Origin of the sequence: Variovorax paradoxus, assembly GCF_029919115.1 — a bacterium.
GTDB lineage: Bacteria > Pseudomonadota > Gammaproteobacteria > Burkholderiales > Burkholderiaceae_C > Variovorax > Variovorax paradoxus_O.
Map to the genome: position 1 here is coordinate 2,601,093 of NZ_CP123990.1, position 21,054 is coordinate 2,622,146.

Genomic DNA, 21,054 nt, shown 5'->3' on the forward strand with positions numbered 1-21,054 from the left:
CCCATGCACCCGGTCTTTGTCGAAGGCGCCGGAAGCTTTGGTGGAAAGAGCCGGCGCCGCGTTCATTCAAGCCTCGCTCAAGCCTTCTTGGCCGCTTCCCGGTACACGAGCAGCGGCGGCTTGTTTTCATCGATTGTGGATTCTTCGACCACAACCTTGTCGACGTTGGTGGCATTCGGGAGCTCGAACATGGTGTCGATGAGCGACTGTTCGAGGATCGAACGCAAGCCCCGTGCCCCGGTCTTGCGGGCCAGCGCCTTGCGGGCAATGGCCTTCAGCGCCGCGGGACGGATCTCGAGGTCGACACCTTCCATTTGCAGCAGCTTGGTGAACTGCTTGACCACCGCATTCTTGGGCTCGGTCAGGATCTGCACCAGCGCGTCTTCGCTGAGTTCGGCCAGCGAAGCCACCACGGGCATACGGCCGACGAGTTCGGGAATCAGGCCGAACTTGATCAGGTCTTCAGGCTCGACCTCGCGGAACACCTCGGTGATGCTGCGCTGCGCCTTGCTCTTGACCGAAGCGCCAAAGCCGATGCCCGAGGCTTCGGTGCGGTTTTCGATGACCTTCTCGAGGCCGGCAAACGCACCGCCGCAGATGAACAGGATGTTGGTCGTATCGATCTGCAGGAAGTCCTGGTTCGGGTGCTTGCGCCCGCCTTGGGGCGGCACGCTGGCCATGGTGCCTTCGATGAGCTTCAGCAGCGCCTGCTGCACACCCTCGCCCGACACGTCCCGCGTGATGGAGGGGTTGTCCGACTTGCGCGAGATCTTGTCGATTTCGTCGATGTAGACGATGCCGCGCTGGGCGCGCTCGACCTCGTAGTTGCAGCTCTGCAGCAGCTTCTGGATGATGTTCTCGACGTCTTCGCCCACATAGCCCGCTTCCGTGAGCGTGGTGGCGTCGGCCATGACGAAGGGCACGTCGAGCATGCGGGCCAGGGTTTGCGCGAGCAGCGTCTTGCCCGAGCCCGTGGGACCGATCAGCAAGATGTTGCTCTTGCTGAGTTCGACGTCGTCACCCTTGGCCTTTTCCTTGTGGCGCAGGCGCTTGTAGTGGTTGTACACCGCCACCGACAGCATGCGCTTGGCCGGCTCCTGGCCGATCACGTAGTTGTCGAGGTTGGTCTTGATCTCCAGCGGCGTGGGCAGGTCGCTGCGCGACTCGCGCGCCTCTTCACCGGCCGGGAGCTCGTCGCGGATGATTTCGTTGCAAAGGTCGATGCACTCGTCGCAAATGAAGACCGAAGGGCCCGCGATCAGCTTTTTGACCTCATGCTGGCTCTTGCCGCAGAACGAGCAATAAAGCGTTTTTTCGCTGGAAGAGCCTTTTTTTTCGGCCATGGACAGGTGCCTCGTAACGGGGTGGGGACAATGATAACTAAACAAAAACGGCGTTTCCCGTGGGGAAAACGCCGTTTTTGCCTTTTTGGCGCACCGGCGCCACGGCGCGGGCCGATTGATCAGCCGCGCTTTGCAATAACCTGGTCGACCAGGCCGTAATCCTTGGCTTCGTCCGCCGTGAGGAAATAGTCGCGTTCGGTGTCCGATTTGACTTTCTCGAGCGGCTGGCCCGTGCGCTCGGCCAGGATGCGGTTCATCTGGTCTTTGGTACGCAGGATGTCGCGGGCATGGATCTCGATATCGGTGGCCTGGCCGCGAGCGCCGCCGAGCACCTGGTGGATCATGATCTTCGAATTGGGCAGCGAAAAGCGCTTGCCCTTTTCGCCGGCCGCCAGCAAAAAGGCGCCCATGCTGGCCGCAAAGCCGATGCACATCGTGGAAACGTCGGGCTTGATGAACTGCATGGTGTCATAGATGGCCATGCCGGCGCTCACGCTGCCGCCCGGAGAATTGATATAGAACGAAATGTCCTTGTCCGGATTCTCGCTCTCCAGGAACAGCAACTGCGCCACCACGAGGTTGGCGGTCTGGTCGTTGACTTCGCCCACCAGGAAAATGATGCGCTCCTTGAGGAGACGCGAATAGATGTCGTAGGACCGCTCGCCGCGACCCGACTGCTCGATGACCATCGGAATCATGCCGAGGGCCTTGGTATCCTGTGCGCTCATTGATTTGCTCTCCGGAAAAGGTTCGTTCGCTGTTCGAATTTAACTGTACGCCTGAGTGAAATGGGGCTCGTGCCGTAAAGCACAAGCCCCATTGGCGTTGCGGGCGGCGGGCAGGCCCGGCGCTCAGCCTTGCTGCTGAGCCATCAACTCGTCGAACGAAACCGACTTTTCGTTGACCTTGGCTTTGCTGAGCACGAAATCGGTCACGTTGTTCTCGATGACGACTGCCTCGACCTCGGCCAGGCGGTTGTTGTCGCTGAAGTACCAGCGCACGACGTCGGCCGGCTTTTCGTAGCTGGCTGCCAGCTCATCGATGTGCGCCTTGATCTGCTCGGGCTTGGCCTGCAGGTTGTTGGCACGCACCAGTTCGGCCACCACCAGGCCCAGGCGCACGCGGCGCTCGGCTTGCGGGCGGAACACTTCTTCGGGAATCGGCGCCTTGTCGGCGTCCTTGATGCCGCGCTGCTTGAGCTCGGCGCGGGCGCCTTCGATCATGCGGTTCACTTCGGACTGCACGCTGGCGTTGGGCAGGTCGAGCTCGGCGTTGGCCACCAGGGCGTCCATCACGGCGTTCTTGTTGCGGGCCAGCAGGCGGAACTTGACTTCACGCTCGAGGTTCTTCTTGATGTCGGCGCGCAGGCCTTCGACCGTGGCTTCGGCAATGCCGAGCGACTTGGCGAGTTGTTCGTTGACTTCCGGCAGGTGCGAGGCTTCGATCTTCTTCACGGTGACCATGAAGTCGGCTTGCTTGCCGGCCACGTCCTTGCCGTGGTAGTCGGCCGGGAACGACAGCGGGAAGGTGCGGCTGTCGCCGGCCTTCATGCCGCGCACGGCGTCTTCGAATTCCTTCAGCATCTGGCCTTCGCCGACGATGAACTGGAAGTCTTCGGCCTTGCCGCCCTGGAAGGTCTCGCCGTCGATCTTGCCTTCGAAGTCGACCGTCACGCGGTCGTTGTCCTGGGCCACGGCGTCTTGTGCGCGCTGCGCGAAGGTGCGGCGCTGCTTGCGCAGGATGTCGAGCGTCTTGTCGATGGCGTCGTCGCCCACCTCGGCCGAGAGCTTCTCGACTTCGGCGCCCGACAGGTCCTTGATCTTGACTTCGGGGAACACCTCGAACACCGCGTCGAAGGCGAGCTGGCCTTCGGGCGACTCTTCCTTCTCGGTGATGCGGGGCTGGCCGGCCACGCGCAGCTTGGCTTCGTTGGCGGCTTGCGAGAAGGCTTCACCAACCTTGTCGTTCATGACCTCGTAGTGCACCGAGTAGCCGTAGCGCTGGGCCACGACGTTCATCGGCACCTTGCCCGGACGGAAGCCATCCATCTTGACGGTGCGCGCGAGCTTCTTGAGGCGCGAATCGACTTCGGACTGGATGGTGCCGACCGGCAGGGTCAGCGTGATCTTGCGTTCGAGCTTCTCGAGAGTTTCAACGGTCACGGTCATGGTGTCTTCCTTGTGAGGGGTGTGGCTGGTGCGCGGGGCCGGACTCGAACCGGCACGTTCTTGCGAACGTCAGGACCTAAACCTGGTGCGTCTACCAATTTCGCCACCCGCGCTTGCCAAATTTTTCAGGTGAATGCAAAGGCGGACGGTCAGGCGGACGGTCCTGGTGCCACGGGTATTCGATATCGCCGATATCGAATACCCGCCGCCCAAAGACCGTCCGCCTGAAATCGGTCAACCGCGTATTTTAAGCGCTAATCAGACCCTCTTTCGGCTCCCGCGACCGTCCGCCTGAAATCGGTCAACCGCGTATTTTAAGCGCTAATCAGACCCTCTTTCGGCTCCCGCTTGATGCGGAATGCGGCGGCGTACATTGCCGGCAGGGCCAGCAGGGTCAAGACCGTAGCCACGACCAGCCCGCCCATGATGGCAACGGCCATCGGCCCCCAGAACACGCTGCGGGAAAGCGGAATCATCGCCAGTACCGCCGCCGCCGCGGTCAGCACGATGGGGCGCAGGCGCCGCACGGCCGACTCGACGATGGCGTCCCACGCGGGCACGCCGGCTGCGCGGTCGCTCTCGATCTGGTCGATCAGGATCACCGCGTTGCGCTGGATCATGCCCATCAGCGCAATCACGCCCAGGAGCGCGACGAAGCCGAACGGCCGGTTCAGCAGCAGCAGCGCACCGGCAACGCCGGCAATGCCCATGGGACCGGTAATGAACACCAGCAGCGAGCGGCTGAAGCTGTGCAGCTGCAGCATCAGCAGCGTGAACACCAGGAACAGCATGATCGGCACGCCCGCCACGATGGAAGCCGAGCCCTTGCTGCTTTCCTCGACGGCGCCCGCCACCTCGATGCGGTAGGCGCCCTCGCCCGCTGCATGCCAGCCGGCTTCGAGCTTGCGCAACTGCGGCAGCAGCTGCTCGGTGACCGTGGCGCCCTGCAGCCCTTCGACCACGTCGCCCTGCACCGTGATGGCGTAGTCGCGGTTCTCGCGCCACATCACGCCCGGCTCCCAGGTGAATACAGGCCGCGCGATCTGCGTGAGCGGAATCGAACGCCCGGAGGTCGTGGGCAGGTAGGCGTTGCCGATGTCCGAAATGGCCTCGCGCTCGTCCGCTGACTGGCGCAGAACGATGTCGATCAGCAGGTCGTTTTCGCGGTACTGGCCCACCGTGGTTCCGGAGAACATCGTCTTGGACGCTTGCGCGATTGCCTGGCTGGTCACGCCGAGCGCGCGCGCCTTGGCTTGGTCGACCTCGAGCCGGATCACCTTGACCGACTCGTTCCAGTTGTCGTTCACGCCGCGCATGTTGGCGTTGTCGCGCAGCACGGCCTTCACCTCGTCGGCATGCGCGCGCAGTTGCGCCGGGTCGGTTCCGATGACGCGGAACTGCACCGGGTAGGGCACCGGCGGCCCATTGGGCAGCAGCTTCACGCGGCCGCGCACTTCCGGGAACTCCTGCGCCAGCAGCGCGGGCAGCTTGATGCGCAAGCTTTCCCGTACCTTCAGGTCTTTGGCGAGCACGATGAGCTGCGACACGTTGGTCTGCGGAAACACCTGGTCCAGCGGCAGGTAGAAGCGCGGCACGCCGGAACCGATCCAGGTGCTGACCGTCTTCACGCCCTCTTCCTTCATGATGCGCTGCTCTACCCGCTTGGCCACCTCTTCGTTCGCGGGGAACGAGGTGCCTTCGGGGAACCAGATGTCCACCATGATTTCGGGCCGGCTCGAATCCGGGAAGAACTGCTGCTGCACCTTCCCCATGCCGAAGATGCCCAGGGCAAAGATGAACACGGTGGCGCCGATGGTCAGCCAGCGGTGCTGCACGCACCAGTTCACCGCGCGGCGGAAGCTGTTGTAGAACCGGGTGTCGAACAGCTCGTGCGGCGGCGCATCGGGGTCGTGCGGCTTGACCTTGAGCAGCAGCGTGCCGAGGTAGGGCACGAAATACACCGACACGATCCACGACAGTACCAGCGCAATGACCGTCACCGCAAAGATGGCGAAGGTGTATTCACCCGTCACCGACTTGGCAATGCCAATGGGCAGGAAACCCGCCGCGGTAATGAGCGTGCCGGTCAGCATGGGCTTGGCGGTGACGTCATAGGCGAAGGTGGCGGCCCGCACCTTGTCGTAGCCCTCTTCCATCTTTCGCACCATCATTTCGACCGCGATGATCGCGTCGTCCACCAGGAGGCCCAGCGCAATGATCAGCGAGCCCAGCGATATCTTGTGCAGCCCGATGCCGAAGTAGTTCATGGCCAGGAAGGTAACGGCCAACACCAGCGGAATGGTGATTGCCACCACCAGGCCCGGGCGAATATCGATGTACCAGCCGAAGCGCCCACCCTTGTGCAGGCCGAGCGAGATGATGCTCACGGCCAGCACGATGGCCACGGCCTCGATCAGCACGCCGACGAATTCATTGACCGAGCTGGCCACCGACACTGGCTGGTCCTGCACCTGCGCGAGCTTCACGCCGGCGGGCAAGCGCTGGTCGATGGTTGCGGTGGTGGCGCGCAATGCCTTGCCCAGCGCAATGATGTCGCCGCCCTTGGCCATCGAAACGCCAAGCGCAACCACTTCCTTGCCCTGGTGATGCACCTTCACGGCAGGCGGATCGACATAGCCGCGATGGATTTCGGCAATGTCGCCAAGCTTGAGCTGGTTGCCAGAACTGCCGCGGATCGGCATTTCGCGCAGTTGCTCGACGTTGGTGAACTGCCCGCCCACGCGCACCTGCACCACGTCGAGCGGCGACTGGATCGTGCCCGCGCTTTCCACGGCATTTTGCGAGCCGAGCTGCGCGAGCACGGCGTTGAAGTCGAGCCCCAGCTGCGCAACACGCTTCTGCGAAATCTCGATATAGACCTTCTGGTCCTGCACGCCGAACTGGTCGACCTTGGCGACGTCCTTCACGCGCAGCAACTGCTGGCGCACTTCGTCAGCCAGCGTCTTGAGCTCGGCCTGGCTGAAGCCCTCGCTCTCCAGCGCGTAGATCACGCCATACACATCGCCGAAATCGTCATTGAAGAATGGGCCTTGCACGCCCGGCGGCAGCGTGTTGCGCATGTCGCCGATTTTCTTTCGCACCGTGTACCAGACGTTGGCCACATCGGCCGCCTTGGACGAATCCTTGATCTGGAAAATGATCTGCGACTCGCCCGGCTTCGAATAGCTGCGGATCTTGTCGGCGTAGGGGGCCTCTTGCAGCGTGCGCTCGAGCTTGTCGGTTACCTGCTCGGCCACCTGCTGCGCCGTGGCGCCGGGCCAATAGGTGCGCACCACCATCGCACGAAAGGTGAACGGCGGGTCTTCGTCCTGACCGAGCTGAAAATACGCAAAGGCTCCCAGCACCATCAACACCACCATCAGGTAGCGCGTGAGCGGCGCGTGGTCCAGCGCCCATTTGGAGAGATTGAAGCCTGCGGGCTTGTCCGTTGTCGCAGCGCCCTGCGTCATTTGGAGGCACCTGCTGCGATCTCCTTCTTCGTCGCCGCAACGGGTTGGGCGGGCTTAACCGATTCGTTCGCGCTGGCGGCTGCGGCGGCAGCCTCTTTCGTCTGGTAGATGGTGACCTTTTGTCCCGGCGAAAGCACATGCACGCCCGCGGCGACGACCATCATGCCGGGTGCGAGCCCGGCGCCGATCACGGCTTCGTTTCCGTCTGCCGTGGCAACCTGCACCGGCTGCGACCGCACTGTCATCGTCGGCTTGTCCAGCACCCAGACCGCGGTGCCCTTGCCCTCCTGCCGCAATGCGCTGGTCGGCAGCTTGATGACCGCGCCGCCGGCGCGAGCCAGCGCCTGCGGGCGCGCGTAGACGGTGGCGCCGAGCGCAGGCGAGGTTGCCGCGTCGATTGCCACCTTGACCGAATAGGTGCGCGTAACGGCGTCGGCGCTGGCCGCCACTTCGCGCACCTGGCCTTGCAGTTCATCGCCGCCCGACCAGCCGCGCACCGTCACCGGCGAGCCGGGCTTGATCAGCGCGGCCCGGTCTTCGGGCACCGCAAACACCACATCGCGCGCACCGTCCTGCGCAATGCGCACCACGGGCGTACCGGCCTGCACCACTTGTCCGGGTTCGGCTTCGATGGCAGTAATGACGCCGGCCACGTCTGCAACGAGCGACGTGTAGCTGGCCTGGTTGCCCTGCGACGACAGCTGGGCCTGCGCCTGCTCGAGCTGGGCCTGCGCAGCCTTGAAAGTCGACTCGCGGCGCTCGAGTTCGGCGCCGCTGATGAAGTTTTGCGACCGCAATTCGGTGTAGCGCTTGAGATCGGCCGCCGCAAGATCGCGGTTGGTCTGCGCTGCGGCCAACTGGGCCCTCGCCGCTTCGGCTGCCAGCCGGTAGTCCTGCGGATCGAGTTGCGCCAAGACCTGCCCGGCCTGCACGTGCTGGCCCAGTTCTGCCTGGCGCTTGATGATCTTGCCCGCCACGCGGAACCCCAGGCGCGATTCGACACGCGCCCGGACCTCGGCCGAGAATTCGGGTTGGGCGTCGAAGTCGCTGGTGCCGACGGTCACCAGCTTGACCGCGCGCACAGGTTCCTCGGCCGGCTTCGACTGCGAACAGCCGGCCAGGAACAAGGCGGGAAGCAGTAGCCAGGCGGCACCGCGGGCAAGAGGAGAGAGGCCGGAAGAGGCGGTCATGAGACACCCTAGAAAGGTCGAACCGGGTCAATTACTGACCCACCGGTTAGTAATCTAGGGTAAACCTTAAACACTGTCAATCGCGGCGTGACAGCCGGGGCGCTTCGTTTCTACGTTCGCTGCCCCATTTCCACCAGCCGGTTGCCCGGAATCTCGAAATAGTCGGACGCACGGCCGGCGTTTCGCTGCAGCCAGCCGAAAAGCGCGCGGCGTACGGGGTTCATGCCCGGAAGGTTTTCTTCGCCGACCGAGGCGCGCGAAACGAAGTACGAGGTCTTCATCGAGTCGATCGCCAACGCCTTCTGGTACGCCAGGATGCGGATGAACTCGGGCACATCGGGCCGCTCCATGAAGCCATGGCGGGCGGTAAACACCCAGATGCCTTTCATCAGGCACTCGGCCTCTATGCGCATGCGTGCTTCCACCCGCGGCGTGTCGCAGGCCAGTACCCGCAACACGATCACCTGCTCGTGCAGAACCTGGTTGTGCTTGAGGTTGTGAAGCAAGGCGTGCGGCACCGAGGTCGCATCGGCATTCAGGAACACCGCCGTGCCGCTCACCCGATGCGGCATGTGCAGCGCCAGCGATTCGAAAAATGCCTTGAGCGGCAGGCTTTCGGCCGCCGCGGCTTCGAGGCCCAGGCGGCGTCCCTTGGCCCAGGTGGTGAAAAGCACCATCACCCCGGCCGCCACGGCCAGCGTAAGCCAGCCGCCTTCAGCTACCTTGAGGCTGTTTGCCACCACGAAGGTCAGGTCGACCAGCGCGAAAGCCACCACGCCAAGCAACACCGCCGCCCGGTTCCAGCGCCACAGGCCCCAGGCCACGATGCCGGCCAGCAGCGTGGTGGTCACCATCGTGATCGACACCGCAATGCCATACGCCGCCGACAACGCCGCCGAACTGCGAAAGCCCAGCACCAGCAGCAACACCCCCACCATCAGGAGCCAGTTGACCGTGGGCACATAGATCTGGCCGATGGCCGCACCCGAGGTCTGCACCACGCGCATGCGCGGCAGGTAGCCCATGCGCATGGCATGGGCCGTGAGGGAAAAGGCACCCGAAATCACGGCCTGCGAGGCAATCACGGTTGCCATGGCGGCAAGCACCACCATCGGCACCACACCCCAGGAAGGAAAGAGCCGGAAGAACGGGTTGTCGACAGCCGCCGGGTTTGCCAGCACCAGCGCACCCTGCCCAAAATAGTTGAGCACCAGGCCCGGCAGCGCAATGAAAAGCCAGGCCAGGCGGATCGGCCGCGCGCCGAAATGCCCCATATCGGCATACAGCGCCTCGCCGCCGGTAAAGGCCAGGAACACCGCGCCAAGCACCGCCAGCGACTGGGCCCGGTGCTCGACCAGAAACCCGACGGCCCACCGCGGATCGAGTGCCGCAAGTACCTGCGGTTGCTGCAGCACCTGCCAGCCTCCCGCAAGCGCCAGCACCGCAAACCACAGCAGCATGACCGGCCCGAACACCTTGCCGACCACGCCGGTTCCCTTGCGCTGCACCGCAAAGAGCCCGAGCAGGATAAGCATGGTGATCGGAATCACGGCCCGCTGCAGCACGGGTGCCTGCACCTCGAGTCCCTCGACGGCAGACAGCACCGAGATGGCCGGCGTGATCAGGCTGTCGCCATAGAACATGGCCGCGCCCACCAGGCCGAGCACCCCGATCACGTTCCACATCCACGGCCGGGCCTGGGGGCCTGCCACCGCGCTGCGGGCAAGCGCCTGCAGCGCAAGAATGCCGCCTTCGCCGTCGTGGTCCGCGCGCAGCACGAACACCACGTACTTCAGCGTTACCACGAACATCAGGCCCCAGAAGATCAGCGAGAGCAGTCCCAGCACCGCACCGGGCGTAAACGCCACGCCGTGCTCCGGGTTCAGCGTTTCCTTGAAGGCGTAGAGCGGCGACGTGCCGATGTCGCCGAACACCACGCCCAAGGCGGCAATCATCAGGCCCGGCCCTGCCGCATGAGGCGCCTCGCCGGGCGCTGGAGTAGGGGCAGAGGGAACCGGTGCCGATGCATTCATGAAAGCTGAAAACTGTTGATGGCGACACCATGAGCATAGTCCGCCGCATCGCTCGTCGCGGACAATCGCCGCGTGTCCGCACCATCCCCCATTGCCGCGCCGCCCGCGCACTACGAAAACTTTCCGGTCGCCTCGTGGCTGTGCCCGCCGCACCTGCGCGCGCCGATTGCCGCCATTTACCACTTCGCCCGGACCGCCGACGACATCGCCGATGAAGGCGATGCCTCGCCCGACGAGCGGCTGGCCGACCTGCGCGCCTACCGCGAAGAGCTCCGCGCCGCCGCCCTGGGCAGCATGCCGCCCTCCCCGCGCTGGCCCGAGGTGTTCGGCCCGCTCGCCTACAGCATGGCGCAGTTCGCACTGCCGGAAGACTTGCTCGCCGACCTGCTGAGTGCCTTCATCCAGGACATCGAAAAGACCCGCGACGGCGGTACCTATGCCGACCGCGCCGAACTGCTCGACTATTGCCGCCGCTCCGCCAACCCGGTCGGCCGCCTGCTGTTGCATCTCTACGGCGTGACCGATGCGGAATCTCTGGCGCAGAGCGACGCCATCTGCAGCGCGCTGCAACTGATCAATTTCTGGCAGGACCCGAGCGTGGACCTGCCCCGCGGCCGCTTTTACTTTCCGCTCACCGATTGCACCCGGCGCGGCCTGGCGCGCGAGAGCTTCAAGGTCTTCGCCCCCCTGGGTGACGCACCGCCTCCGCAGGAAGCCATCAACCTCATTGCCGTTGAAAGCGCTTGGGCACGGGAACTGATGACGCTGGGCGCACCGCTGGTCCACCGGCTGCCGGGCCGCGCGGGCTGGGAACTGCGCTTCGTCGTGCAGGGGGGCCTGCGCATTCTCGACAAGATCGAAGACCTGGGCTTCGACACCTTCTCGCAGCGCCCCAAGATCGGCAAGAGCGATGCACCGCTGCTGGTGTGGCGGGCCCTGCGGATGCGGAGACAATTGCCGCCCATGAAAGCGCTCCCCCGATGACTCCCGAGCAATACGTACAAGACAAGGCCGCCGCTTCGGGCAGCAGTTTCTACTACGCCTTCCTGTTCTTGCCCAAACCCAGGCGCGCGGCCATTACGGCGTTCTATGCCTTCTGCCGCGAGATCGACGACGTGGTCGACGAGGTCAGCGACCCCGGTGTGGCCGCCACCAAGCTCGCCTGGTGGCGCACCGAGGTGGCGCAATCTTTTTCGGGCCCGCCGCGGCACCCTGTGATGCAGGCGCTGTTGCCGCATGCCGCGGCCTACGGCATCGAGCCCCGGCAGCTCAACGAAGTGATCGACGGCTGCCAGATGGACCTCGACCAGACCCGGTACCTCGACTTTCCGGGCCTCGCGCGCTACTGCCACCTCGTGGCCGGCGTGGTCGGCGAAGTCGCAGCACGCATCTTCGGCCAGACCGATCCGCAGACCACCGCCTATGCGCACAAGCTCGGCCTGGCGCTGCAACTCACCAATATCATTCGCGACGTGGGCGAAGACGCGCTGCGCGGGCGCATCTACCTGCCCGTGAACGAACTGCAGAAGTTCGACGTGAAGGCGCACGAAATTCTCAACCGCGTGCATTCGGAGCGCTTTGTCGCGCTCATGAAGTTCCAGGCCGAGCGCGCGCATGCGGCATACGACGAGGCCCTCGCCCTCCTCCCCATTGCAGACCGCCGCGCCCAGAAGCCCGGCCTCATGATGGCCAGCATCTACCGCACGCTGCTGCGCGAAATAGAGCGCGACAACTTCCAGGTGCTGAACCAGCGCGTGAGCCTGACGCCGGTGCGCAAGTTCTGGCTGGCGTGGAAGGTTCAGGCGCTGGGGCGCATTTGAGAACAGCCGTCATCGGCGCCGGCTGGGCCGGCCTCGCCTGCGCCGTCGAAGCCACGCGCCTCGGCCATGCCGTCACGCTCCACGAAGCCGCGCACATGGCGGGCGGACGGGCGCGGCGGGTCGACAACATGCACGGAATGGCGCTCGACAACGGGCAGCACATCCTCATCGGCGCCTACACCGCAACGCTGAATCTCATGTGCGATGTGGGCGTCGATGCAAGCACTGCGCTGCTGCGCATGCCGCTTTCGCTGCGTTTTGCCGACGGCGGCGGATTGAAGCTGCCGCGGCTGCCAGCGCCGCTCGATCTGCTGGCTGGCATCTTCAGCGCGCGCGGCTGGACATGGCGCGACAAATCCACCTTGCTGCGCACCGCCGTGCAGTGGCGCCTCGTCGGATTCCGCTGCGCGCCCGGCACTTCCGTTGGCGCGCTCTGCACCGGCCTCACACCGCGCGTGATGCACGAGCTGATCGAGCCGCTGTGCGTTTCGGCGCTCAACACGCCGGTCGATCAATCGAGCGGAGAAGTGTTCCTGCGCGTGCTGCGCGACGCACTTTTCAGCGGCAGCGGCGGCGCCGACCTGCTGATTCCGCGTGTGGACCTGGGTGCGCTTTTTCCTGACGCGGCCTTGACCTGGCTCGCACAGCATGGCGCCACGCTGCGCATCGGCACGCGCGTGCGCGCCATCTCGCGTCAAGGCGAGCAATGGCGCGTAGACGATGAGGGCTTCGATCAAGTCGTGCTCGCCTGCGCACCGTGGGACGCGGCCCGGCTGGTGCGCGCATCCGGCCTGCCGGCAGAGCGCTGGTGCGAAACCACCGAGGCCTTGCGCTTCGAAGCCATTGCCACCGTTTATGTGCGCGGCGCCACACGCCTTACAGAGCCGATGCTTGCGCTGCGCAGCCATCCCGCCACGGCACCGGCGCAGTTCGTGTTCGATCGCGCGCAACTCGGCGGGCCGGAGGGCGTGCTTGCCATGGTCGTGAGCGCGAATGAAACTCCGCGCGAGGCGCTGGAGCATCAGGTGATGGCCCAGGCTGCCGCGCAGTTGGGACAGACCTCGCTGCAGCTCGTGCAGACCGTCGTGGAGAAGCGCGCCACCTTCGCGTGCACGCCGGCGCTCGCACGGCCGCCTGCGAAGATCGCCTCCGGCCTGCTGGCCTGTGGCGACTACACCGAAGGCCCCTACCCCGCCACGCTCGAAGGCGCGGTACTCAGCGGGCTCGCCGCCGCCAATGCCCTGCACTCACCATGAACCACCTGCGTTATCTCGACTTCGACTACAGCGAAGACACCGAAGGCCACGGCACCTTCGATGCAATGGCCACGACCGTGCCCGCCAAGACTCGCGAAGTGCTGGCCGAAGTTGCTGAAGTGCTGGCCTGGGCCAACGCCACCTTTCCCGATGCGCAAGGCGCGCTGGAAGACGGCGCCGCCTGGGACTTCGACCTGCAGCAGACCAGCGAAGCGCCGGAGCTCGACACGGTGACCTTCTCGCTCAGCGGCACCGCCGATTTCTGCGCCGCGCTGCGCGAACAGTTCAGGCTGGACTGAAAAGCCGATTTGCCGATCCCACTTGTTCACGGAAAGAACCATGGTCACCTGCTATCTCCGCTACATCGTCGATCCCTACAAGCTCAAGGAATTCGAGCACTACGGCAAGCTGTGGATTCCGCTGGTCGAGAAGTTCGGCGGGCAGCACCATGGCTACTTCCTGCCGTCTGAAGGTGCCAACAACGTGGCACTGGCGATGTTCAGCTTTCCGAGCCTGGCGGCCTACGAGCAGTACCGGGCCGATTCGATGCAAGACCCCGAATGCCAGGCCGCATTCAGGTACGCCGAAGACACCCGCTGCATCGTGAGCTACGAGCGCAGCTTCTTCCGGCCTGTGTTCTCGTAGAGCGGGAGTTCAGGCGCCGAGCGCCACGCACAAGGCGTGCAGGTTCGGCACGATGAGCTGCGGCCGTGCGCCGTGCACCCACGGGCGCTCGTCGCGCACCAGCCAGGCTGCCTGCATGCCGGCGTTGAGCGCGCCCACCACGTCCAGCTCCGCGTCGTCGCCCACATGCAGCACGTCTTTCGGCAACAAGCCGACCGAAGCGGCCGCGGCGCGGAAAATCGGTGCATGCGGCTTGCCGCTGCCAAATGCGCGTGCATTGAAGGCGGTGCGAAACCATCGGCCGACACCGGTCAGATGAATGTCGGCATTGCCGTTCGACACCGCCACCAGCGGATAGCGTTCGCTCAGCCACTTGAGGGCAGGCAGCGCGTCTTCGTACAGCGTCACGCGCTGGCGTTCGGCAAAAAAGGCATCAAAGGCCGGGTCGGCCAGCGCGGGGTCTTCGCCCGCCCGCTTCAGCGCCGTTCGAATCGATTCGCGGCGCAGCGCGCTCAGGTCGTGCGCCAGGTCTGAACGCTCCTTGGCGGTGGCTTCGCGCAGTTCGCGCAAGATGCCCGGCGTCAGCAGCAGCGAGGCGGTCTTGGGTGCCTCGCGCAGCAGCCACTCCTGCAGCACGGTCTCCGCACGCTCGATGGTCGGCCAGATCGGCCACAGGGTGTCGTCCAGGTCGAGCGAGATCGCGGCAATGCGCTTGATATCGAGGGGCTCGGCGTTCGCGAGCGCCGTGGAAGCGGAGGTCATGCCCGAGAATATCGCATGCCTCAAGTCAACACGAACGACAGTTCCATCGCCGGGCGTACCGCCGTGCTCTGGTGCAACCTGGGCTCACCCGACGCACCCACCGCGGCCGCCGTCCGGCCCTACCTTGCGGAGTTTCTCGGCGACCCCCGCGTGGTGGAGATTCCCAAGCTGGTCTGGGCGTTGATCCTGCACGGCATCATCCTTCGCGTGCGGCCCGCCAAGTCGGCCGCCAAGTACGCGAGCATCTGGATGCCCGAGGGCTCGCCGCTGAAGGTATGGACGCAAAGGCAGGCCACGTTGCTTGCCGGCTGGCTCGGCGAACGCCGCCACCGCGTGACGGTGCGCGACGCCATGCGTTACGCCAGCCCGTCTATCGCCTCGCGTCTCGATGCGCTGCAGGCCGAAGGCGCCACGCGTGTGCTGGTGCTGCAGGCCTACCCGCAGTATTCGGCCACCACGACGGCCAGCGTGATCGATGCGGTGAACGACTGGAGCCGCCGCCAGCGGCGTATTCCGGAGTTCCGCTTCGTCAACCAGTACCACGACGATCCGGCCTACATCGAGGCGCTTGCGTCGGGTATCGAGCAGCACTGGAAGAAAGAAGGCCGCGGCGAAGTCTTGCTGATGAGCTTCCATGGCATTCCGGCGCGCAACATCGAACTCGGCGACCCCTACCAGGCGCAGTGCCTCGAAACCGCGCGCCTGCTTGCGGCACGGCTCGGCCTCTCCGCGGCCCAGCATCGCGTGACCTTCCAGTCGCGCTTCGGGCGCGCCAAATGGCTCGAGCCCTACACCGAGCCCACGTTGCGCGAGCTCGGCGCGAGCGGCGTGAAGCGCGTCGACGTGGTGTGCCCGGGCTTTCCGGCCGACTGCCTCGAAACGCTGGAAGAAATTGCCATGGAGGGCCGCGAAGCCTTCATGCATGCAGGCGGCGAGGCCTTCAGCTACATCCCGTGCCTGAACGACAGCCCCGCGTGGATCACCGCGCTGGCGGGTATTGCCGAACGCAACCTGGCGGGCTGGCCGACGCAGCGGCCCGCCGGCACTTGAGACGCTGGAACTCAGGAAGGCCCGCGCCTAGAACTTGCCCAAATAGTCCATCTTGCCGATCGGCATGCCCTTGTGGCGCAGCACGCCGTAGGCCGTGGTCACGTGGAAGAAGAAGTTGGGCAGCGCGAACTGGAGCAGGTAGCGCTGCGCGGTGAAATGCGCTTCGCCTTCGCGGGCCTTGATGGTGACGGGGCGCTCCTCGTGGCCGTCAATCAACGCGCGGTCCACGGTCGCCAGGAAGTCCTGCGTCTTCACGATACGGGCCAGCAGATCGTCGTAGGTCTTTTCCTCATCGGGGAAGCTTGGCGCCGCGATGCCGGCGATGCGAGCCACGCCGAGCTTCGAGGCGTCGCTCGCGCGCTGGATCTGCCCGGCCAGCGTGAGCATGTCGGGTGCAAGCCTTGCTTCCACCAGCGTTGCGGGATCGATATCGTTGGCCTTGGCATGTGCCAGGCTCTTTTCGAGCAGATGGGTGAGCTGGCCGAGCCCGCGGGAGAAGACCGGCACGGAGAGGTCGTACATCGAAAGCGCCATGGCAAAAGTCCTTGTGGTTGGAATCGGCGGCGATTGTCTCGCCGACTTGCCACTAGCGGCCGGCGGCCCGAATAAACCCTTCGATGAGCTCCAGTTGTTCGGGCACGTTGAGCGCGGGGGCGTGACCGCACCCCTCGATTTCGACCACTTGCAGCTGGCCCGAAACGCCAGGCCCCCGTTCCCGCATCTGCCGGGTAACCTCGGACAGCACCAGATCCGAATCGGCGCCGCGCAGGCACAGAACCGGCACCTCGATCGCGTCGTAGTGCGGCCAGATGAGGTAGTCGTTGTCGTGCGCGCTGAACTGCCGGACCATCGCCGGGTCGTAGTGCGGTGTGACGCGGCCGTCGGGCAGGCGGCGCGTGGAGCTTTCGGTCAACCGGCGCCACTGCGCATCGCTGAGCCAGCCATAGGGCTTGTAGACGGTACGAAAGAAAAGCTCGAGCTCGGCCACCGTGTCGAATGCGGGCGGCTCGCCGGCATAGGCACGAATGCGCTCGATGGCCGCCTGTGCAAGCTGCGGCGCGTTGTCGTTGAGCACCAGGCTCGCAATGCGCCCCTTCATTCGCGGCTCGAACAGGCCCGACGCGCACACCGTGCCAATGGCGCCGCCCATCGAGGTGCCGACCCAGTGCACGCGGCCTAGGCGCAGCTCGTCGCACAGGGCGCCGGCAAGGCGCGCGTAGAACGAGAGCTGGTATTCCTCGTCGGGCAGCGGGCTCCATTGGCTCAGTCCGCGGCCGATGGTGTCGGGGCAGATCACGCGGAAGCCGCGCGCGGCAAAGTGCTGTGCCAGCTCGTCCATGTCGCGGCAGGTGCGCGCAAGGCCATGCCACGCAATGACGACCGGCGCATCGGACGCGCCCCAATCGAGCCAGTGAATTTCGCGGCCGGCGAGTTGCGCGTAGCGTGAAACCGGAACGAGATCGTTGCTCATCGCGCAGCCCTCGCCCTGAGCTTGCCGACGATGCCGGTCGGAAAGTAATACACCGACAGCACGAACAGCACCCCCAGCCACAGCAGCCACCGGTCGGGCGACAGCAGAGCGGCAAGCCAGGGCAGCCCGCTTGCCGCCTCGCTGCCCACGCGCAGCAGGTCCTGCAGGTAGCTTTGCGCCAGCACGAACAGCACCGCGCCGATGGCCGCGCCATACATGGTGCCCATGCCGCCGATCACCACGATCAACAGCACGTCGATCATGATTTCGAAGCTCAGCGACGTGTCTGGCCCGTTGTAGCGGAGCCAGATCGCGAGCATGGCACCTGCCAGCGTGGCGAAGAGCGCGGACAGCACGGCCGCCGTGGTGCGGTACACCACCACGCGGTAACCGATGGCCTCGGCGCGGAATTCGTTTTCGCGAATGGCCTGCAGCACGCGGCCGAACGGCGAATTCACGATTCGCAGCAATGCCAGCAACAGCACCACGGCGACGACGAACAGCAGGTAATAGCACAGCAGCCGGCCGTCGAGCGAAACGCCGAGAAACGGCTCTTCGGAGAACTCGAAGCTCGGCGAAATGAGCTCGGGCAGCTTGAAGGTAAGGCCGTCTTCGCCGCCGGTGAAGTCCGAGAGCTGCGAAGCCAGCGTCTGGAAGGCCGAGGCCACCGCCAGCGTGATCATCGCGAAGAAAATGGCGCGCACCCGGAGCGAGAACAGCCCGATGGCAAACGAGAGCACCAGCGAGATCGCGAGCGCCGCCCCCAGCCCGAGCAGCATCGCACCCCAGTTGGGCCCGAGCCGCGACGCCGAAATGGCGATGCCGTAGGCACCGATGCCGAAGAACATGGTGTGCGCAAAGCTCACGATGCCGGTGTAGCCCAGCAGCAAGTCGAAGCTGGCCACCAGCACCACGAACACCAGGATCTTGGCCGCAACGCTGAGCGCCTTCACGCCCGGGAAGATAAAGGGCGCGAAGGCCAGCGCAATGAACAGCGCCACCAGCAGCAGCGCCAGCAGGCGGCTTCGGGGCATGTCGTTGGAGAGAAGTCGTTTCAGGAACATGGCGTCTTCTTTCTCAACGGTTGGCCACCGGGTACACGCCCTGCGGCCGCCACAGCAGCACGGCCACCATCAGCAAGATGCTCGCAAACTGCGTGAGCGTGGGCAGCAGAAAGCCGATGTAGTTGGTCATGAGCCCCACCAGCAGTGCGCCAATGAGCGCCCCGCCCGTCGAGCCCAGCCCGCCGATGATGATCACGATGAAGATCAGCACATTGACCTGCGCGCCCATCTGCGGCACCAGGTTCTGCTGGAACAGCCCCCACATCACGCCGCCCAGGCCCGCCAACGCGCTGCCCACCACGAACACGCCGACGAACAGCCGGCCGATGCGGTAGCCAAGCGACTCGACCATTTCGCGGTCTTGCACGCCGGCACGGATCAACAGGCCGATCTTGGTACGGCCCAACGTCCACGCGAGCAGCCCGAACACCAGCACGCCCACCGCAACCGCAAGCAGGCGGTACTTGCTGATGGCCGCATCGCCGATCAGCAGCGAGCCGCGCAGGGCTTCGGGCAGCGGCAGCGGCACCTGTGCGGGTCCCCAGATGACCTTGATGAGCTCCTCGCCGATGATCATGCCGCCCATGGTGATGAGGATCTGCTTCAGGTGCTGGCCGTACACCGGCCGCACGATGAAGCGCTCGAACGCCAGCCCCACCGCGCCGGCCACCGCCATGGCCACCAGCATGGCTGGAAACACTGCCACAAGGTTGCGCCACAGCTCCTGCGAACCGGTCCAGTCGCCCATCAGGCCGAGCACGCTGCTGGCCACGAAGGCGCCGAGCGCAATGAATACGCCGTGGCCAAAGTTGAGCACGTCCATCAGGCCGAACACCAGCGTGAGGCCGGAGGCGATGATGAAGATGATCATGCCCATGGCCAGGCCCGCCACGGTGAGTGTGAGCCACGTCGAGAACGAGCCGGTGAGCGGCAACGCGACCGCTGCGAGCACGGGGGCGAGAAGCAGCGGCTTCCAGTCGAAGTCGAGTGCTTTCATTGTTGCGCCCCCTTCTCTCGCTCCTTGCCCCTCTGGGGGAAGGCTGGGATGGGGGCTGACGGCACTTGCAAGGCCATGCTGTATCGAAGGCCGCGAGCCCCCACCCCAACCCTCCCCCGGGAGGGGACGGAGAAAAACGTCGAGTACTTCATAGAGCCAATCCAAGCAGCGACTGCTGCAATTGCGCATCCGCGGAGAACTCCGCCATGCCGCCGCTGTGCACCACGCGGCCGTTGTCCATCACCGCGACGGTGTCGCCCAGGCGCTGGGCGAAGTTGATGTTCTGCTCCACCAGAAGAATCGTCACGCCGCTGCGCTTGAGCTCGCCGAACGCATCGATCATGTTGTTGATGATGGCCGGCGCGAGCCCCTTGCTGGGCTCGTCGACGATGAGCAGTTCGCGCGGCTCGACGATGGCGCGCGACACCGCCAGCATCTGCTTCTGCCCGCCCGAGAGCTTGCCCGCCGGATGGTTCCAGAACTTCTCCACCGCCGGAAAGAGCTTGAATATCCACTTCAGCCGCGTGTCGTCCATCTGCTCGGCGTTCTTCGCGCCGCGCGCGGCGAGCAGCATGTTCTCCTTCACCGTGAGGTCGGAAAAGATGCCCATGTTCTCGGGCACATAGGCAATGCCCAGCTCCGCAATCTGCGGCGTGTGCAGGGCAGTAATGTCCTTGTCACCAAAGCGCACCCTGCCCTCCGACGCATGCCACAGGCCCATGATGGTCCGCAGCGTGGTCGTCTTGCCCGCGCCGTTGCGGCCCAGCAGCATGGTGAGTTGGCCCTTGGGCACATGCAGGTCGACGCCGTGGAGGATGTGATACGCCCCGATGTGCGTCTGCACGCCTTCGAGGGTCAACAGGTTCTGAGTTGTCATCGGTGTTGCTCCTTCCCCTTTCGGGGGAAGGTTGGGATTGGGGCATGCGGCGCTTGAAAGGCCGCGGCGGTTCGACGGCCGAGAGCCCCCACCCCTGCCCTCCTCCAGCGGGGGAGGGAGAAATTCATCGACGCCTTCATGCAGTCGCCTCCTTCGCAATGCCCAGGTAGGCCTCTTGCACCACCGGCGATGCAATCACCTCGGCCGGCTCGCCATCGGCCACCAGCGTGCCGTTGTGCAGCACGATGATGCGGTCCGCGAGCTCGCGCACCACATCCATCTTGTGCTCGACCAACAGGATGGTCTTGGTCTTGTCCCGCTTCAGCTTGCGGATCAGGTCGAGAATGACTGGCGCCTCGGCAGCGTTCATGCCGGCCGTGGGTTCGTCGAACATGAAGACCTTGGGTTCGAGCGCCATCAAGAGCGCCACCTCCAGCTTGCGCTGGTCTCCATGCGGCAGGCTTGCCACCGTCGCATGCTCGCGCGACTTCAGCGCCACATCCGCCAGGATCTGGTCCGCGCGTTCGGTCAGCGCCTTGTGGTCGCTCCAGATGCTCCACAAATTGAGCCCGCGCCGGTGCGCGCCTTCGCGCGTGGCCTGCACCGCAAGGCGCACGTTCTCCAGCACCGTGAGGTTCGGAAACAGATTGGTGAGCTGAAACGCCCGCCCCAGCCCCGCATGCGTGCGCGCGGACGGCGAGAGGCCCGAGAGCAATTGCCCGTCGAGCGACACCGTGCCCGCGCTCGCCTTGAGCTGGCCCGAAATCAGGTTGAAGTACGTGGTCTTGCCCGCGCCGTTGGGGCCGACGATGGCCGTCAGCGTGCCCGGCGCGAAGGCGCAGCTCACGTTGTTGACGGCCACGTGCCCGCCGAAGCGGATGGTCAGGTCTCGGGTCTCAAGCATCGTTGGTCATTTGCAAATAAAAGTC

Annotated in this window: 19 protein-coding genes and 1 tRNA gene; 6 read left to right on the forward strand and 14 right to left on the reverse strand. The window is 65.1% G+C overall.

All coding sequences use genetic code 11. The features are described from left to right. Positions 1 to 77: 77 nt before the first annotated feature. The 7 genes from clpX to QHG62_RS12690 all read right to left on the reverse strand — a co-directional run bounded on the left by clpX (position 78) and on the right by QHG62_RS12690 (position 10,126). Entirely contained in the window at positions 78 to 1,343 is a 1,266-nt protein-coding gene (clpX, locus tag QHG62_RS12660; protein ID WP_281151168.1) for an ATP-dependent Clp protease ATP-binding subunit ClpX, read from the reverse strand. A gap of 119 nt (positions 1,344 to 1,462) precedes the next feature. Next, positions 1,463 to 2,071 (reverse strand): ATP-dependent Clp endopeptidase proteolytic subunit ClpP, encoded by a 609-nt coding sequence (gene clpP, locus QHG62_RS12665; RefSeq protein ID WP_281151169.1) that lies wholly within the window; start codon positions 2,069 to 2,071, stop codon positions 1,463 to 1,465. 123 nt (positions 2,072 to 2,194) lie between these two features. After that, positions 2,195 to 3,511 carry a trigger factor gene (gene tig, locus QHG62_RS12670; RefSeq protein ID WP_281151170.1) on the reverse strand — a complete coding sequence of 439 codons (1,317 nt, stop codon included), beginning with the start codon at positions 3,509 to 3,511 and terminating at the stop codon, positions 2,195 to 2,197. A 26-nt stretch (positions 3,512 to 3,537) separates the two neighbouring features. Next, positions 3,538 to 3,624: transfer RNA gene (locus QHG62_RS12675), tRNA-Leu, on the reverse strand. Positions 3,625 to 3,825: 201 nt separating this feature from the next. After that, entirely contained in the window at positions 3,826 to 6,981 is a 3,156-nt protein-coding gene (locus QHG62_RS12680) for an efflux RND transporter permease subunit (protein WP_281151171.1), read from the reverse strand. Continuing rightward, on the reverse strand, positions 6,978 to 8,171 hold the full coding sequence (locus QHG62_RS12685) for an efflux RND transporter periplasmic adaptor subunit (RefSeq protein WP_281151173.1): 1,194 nt from the start codon (positions 8,169 to 8,171) through the stop codon (positions 6,978 to 6,980). Before QHG62_RS12685 ends, QHG62_RS12680 begins: the two co-directional genes overlap by 4 nt. A gap of 110 nt (positions 8,172 to 8,281) precedes the next feature. Next, entirely contained in the window at positions 8,282 to 10,126 is a 1,845-nt protein-coding gene (locus QHG62_RS12690) for a potassium transporter Kup (RefSeq protein WP_281151607.1), read from the reverse strand. 150 nt (positions 10,127 to 10,276) lie between these two features. Between QHG62_RS12690 and hpnC the strand changes: the two genes are divergently transcribed. The 5 genes from hpnC to QHG62_RS12715 are packed head-to-tail and all read left to right on the forward strand — an operon-like array spanning position 10,277 to position 13,925. Continuing rightward, positions 10,277 to 11,188: a squalene synthase HpnC gene (gene hpnC / locus QHG62_RS12695; RefSeq protein WP_281151174.1), complete on the forward strand. Its 912-nt coding sequence runs from the start codon at positions 10,277 to 10,279 to the stop codon at positions 11,186 to 11,188. Continuing rightward, on the forward strand, positions 11,185 to 12,024 hold the full coding sequence (gene hpnD / locus QHG62_RS12700) for a presqualene diphosphate synthase HpnD (RefSeq protein ID WP_281151175.1): 840 nt from the start codon (positions 11,185 to 11,187) through the stop codon (positions 12,022 to 12,024). Before hpnC ends, hpnD begins: the two co-directional genes overlap by 4 nt. Beyond that, entirely contained in the window at positions 12,021 to 13,280 is a 1,260-nt protein-coding gene (gene hpnE / locus QHG62_RS12705) for a hydroxysqualene dehydroxylase HpnE (protein ID WP_281151176.1), read from the forward strand. Before hpnD ends, hpnE begins: the two co-directional genes overlap by 4 nt. Beyond that, entirely contained in the window at positions 13,277 to 13,579 is a 303-nt protein-coding gene (locus QHG62_RS12710; RefSeq protein ID WP_281151177.1) for a hypothetical protein, read from the forward strand. The genes hpnE and QHG62_RS12710 overlap by 4 nt, the downstream gene beginning before the upstream one ends. A gap of 40 nt (positions 13,580 to 13,619) precedes the next feature. Then, positions 13,620 to 13,925, forward strand: coding sequence for an NIPSNAP family protein (locus QHG62_RS12715; RefSeq protein ID WP_281151178.1), 306 nt, complete (start codon positions 13,620 to 13,622; stop codon positions 13,923 to 13,925). A gap of 9 nt (positions 13,926 to 13,934) precedes the next feature. Here the strand turns inward: QHG62_RS12715 and QHG62_RS12720 are convergent, their stop codons facing one another. Beyond that, on the reverse strand, positions 13,935 to 14,666 hold the full coding sequence (locus QHG62_RS12720; RefSeq protein WP_281151179.1) for an HAD family hydrolase: 732 nt from the start codon (positions 14,664 to 14,666) through the stop codon (positions 13,935 to 13,937). A 15-nt stretch (positions 14,667 to 14,681) separates the two neighbouring features. On the opposite strand from QHG62_RS12720, the gene hemH reads away from it, so the two are divergent. Then, entirely contained in the window at positions 14,682 to 15,716 is a 1,035-nt protein-coding gene (hemH, locus tag QHG62_RS12725; protein WP_281151180.1) for a ferrochelatase, read from the forward strand. A gap of 27 nt (positions 15,717 to 15,743) precedes the next feature. Here hemH and QHG62_RS12730 read toward each other — a convergent pair whose 3' ends face one another. From QHG62_RS12730 to QHG62_RS12755, 6 genes are all read right to left on the reverse strand, one after another. Further along, positions 15,744 to 16,250: a DUF1993 domain-containing protein gene (locus tag QHG62_RS12730; protein WP_281151182.1), complete on the reverse strand. Its 507-nt coding sequence runs from the start codon at positions 16,248 to 16,250 to the stop codon at positions 15,744 to 15,746. Between the two features lie 52 nt (positions 16,251 to 16,302). After that, positions 16,303 to 17,187, reverse strand: a complete 885-nt coding sequence (locus tag QHG62_RS12735) for an alpha/beta fold hydrolase (protein ID WP_281151183.1) — start codon at positions 17,185 to 17,187, stop codon at positions 16,303 to 16,305. Then, a complete protein-coding gene (locus QHG62_RS12740) occupies positions 17,184 to 18,251 on the reverse strand; it encodes a branched-chain amino acid ABC transporter permease (RefSeq protein WP_281151184.1) in 1,068 nt (355 codons plus the stop codon). Before QHG62_RS12740 ends, QHG62_RS12735 begins: the two co-directional genes overlap by 4 nt. Before the next feature lie 13 nt (positions 18,252 to 18,264). Continuing rightward, positions 18,265 to 19,248 (reverse strand): branched-chain amino acid ABC transporter permease, encoded by a 984-nt coding sequence (locus tag QHG62_RS12745; RefSeq protein ID WP_281151185.1) that lies wholly within the window; start codon positions 19,246 to 19,248, stop codon positions 18,265 to 18,267. A gap of 148 nt (positions 19,249 to 19,396) precedes the next feature. Then, positions 19,397 to 20,125, reverse strand: coding sequence for an ABC transporter ATP-binding protein (locus QHG62_RS12750; protein ID WP_281151186.1), 729 nt, complete (start codon positions 20,123 to 20,125; stop codon positions 19,397 to 19,399). A gap of 136 nt (positions 20,126 to 20,261) precedes the next feature. Next, positions 20,262 to 21,029, reverse strand: coding sequence for an ABC transporter ATP-binding protein (locus tag QHG62_RS12755; RefSeq protein ID WP_281151187.1), 768 nt, complete (start codon positions 21,027 to 21,029; stop codon positions 20,262 to 20,264). Between the last annotated feature and the right edge of the window lie 25 nt (positions 21,030 to 21,054).